This is a genomic window from Sphingomonas endophytica (genome assembly GCF_001476895.1).
Lineage (GTDB): Bacteria > Pseudomonadota > Alphaproteobacteria > Sphingomonadales > Sphingomonadaceae > Sphingomonas > Sphingomonas endophytica_A.
In genome coordinates this window covers 1-749 of the sequence record NZ_LDTB01000119.1, presented here as the reverse complement: position 1 = coordinate 749, position 749 = coordinate 1, and the positions used below count along the sequence as shown (strand labels likewise).

1 protein-coding gene and 1 pseudogene are annotated in these 749 nt (G+C 64.2%); one reads left to right on the top strand and one right to left on the bottom strand.

Translation table 11 applies throughout. The features are described from left to right. A partial coding sequence (locus tag NS334_RS16255; RefSeq protein ID WP_206542673.1) for a hypothetical protein occupies window positions 1–361 on the top strand: 361 nt, incomplete at its 5' end. A 105-nt stretch (window positions 362–466) separates the two neighbouring features. On the opposite strand, the pseudogene NS334_RS16250 reads toward NS334_RS16255, so the two are convergent. Next, window positions 467–749 (bottom strand): annotated as a pseudogene (locus NS334_RS16250) (bifunctional protein-serine/threonine kinase/phosphatase); the annotation flags it as partial.

Below are 749 nucleotides of genomic sequence, written 5' to 3'. Positions count from 1 at the left end.
CGAAGGCACCATGGTCGGCGGCCATCCGGCGATCCTGACCGTGATGATCGACAAGGACGCCCGGATTGCCGCGCTGACCATCGAGACCGATCCGAAGGCGCGGCTCTATCTGCGCAAGAAGGCGTTCATGCTCGGCCTGCAGGCGAAGTCGCGCTACGGCGAGGATGGCTGGACCTGCTCGGAGGCAAAGCCGGGCGCCGACAAGCAGGAGGTCGGCGGCGTCTTTGTCGACGAGAAGTGCACAAAGACGACCGATGGCCGGACCGTCGAGATCGAGCGGCATCTCTATCGTGAGCCGAACAAGGAGCTCAAGGACATGACCGACGAGAGCAGGATCACGATCCGGCGCGCCGGGTCTTGAGCGGCTAGAGCATGATCCGGAAAAATCTGAAGCGGTTTTCCGAAAAGTTCATGCTCAAACAAGGAGCCAAAGCGCGATGATTATTCAACCCAATCGCATCGCGCTTTAATGCCGCGCCAGCAGCACCACGACGATCAGCGCCAGGATCGCGCACAGCACTCTCCAGAACGTCAGGGGATCGCGGTCGTGCAGCGACTTGCGGGTGGCGACGGCAGGGCCAGCCCATGTCGCGCCGTTCTCCAGTTCGTGCGCGAACTCGATGGCGTCGCCGAAGCGCTGCGCGGGCTCGACGCTGAGCGCCTTGCCGATCACCGCATCGAGCCAGGCCGGCAGGTCCGGCCGATAGCGTGAGAGCGGCGCCGGCTTGCCGAAGCGCGGCCGCGAGAAC